Annotated in this window: 1 pseudogene; it reads left to right on the top strand. The window is 60.6% G+C overall.

The features are described from left to right. Positions 1-217: 217 nt before the first annotated feature. Positions 218-485: pseudogene (locus tag NQ036_RS15430) on the top strand (IS256 family transposase); the annotation flags it as partial.

Genomic DNA, 485 nt, shown 5'->3' with positions numbered 1-485 from the left:
ATGCCTATCGGAACCCGGTGACAACACCCCCCGGATCATCAATGACTGGGGGCATAAGTCATGCCGGGCCCGACGGGCCAGCAGTCCTGATCCTGTCACGAACCAGGGCTACTAAAAAGGTAACGGGTTAGCGGCAAGAATGTGTGTACAGGATAGGGCGCTTGCCCAGTAGACAGACGGGCAAGACCGGGTTGAACATGGTCTGCAAGCATGTTCAGTGCCCAATCCAAGGAATCAACCCCGCTGTGGTGTATGCGCAAACAAGCTCGTCAAAAACGGCAAGACCACCGCCGGGCGGACACGCTGGCGCTGCAAACACTGCGGCGCCTCGGCCACCCAGTCACGCATCGACATCACACGCAAGGCCGAGTTCACCGACTTCCTCACCTGGCTGACCGGCACCACACGACAAGGCGGCACCACCGAATCCGGCCGGACATTCCGCCACCGTGTGGCCTGGTGCTGGAACGTGCGCCCAACGATCA

This window comes from Brevibacterium sp. 91QC2O2 (assembly GCF_024580695.1).
GTDB lineage: Bacteria > Actinomycetota > Actinomycetes > Actinomycetales > Brevibacteriaceae > Brevibacterium > Brevibacterium moorei.
Note: the sequence above shows the minus strand (reverse complement) of the source record. Positions and strands in the feature narration are given on the sequence as shown.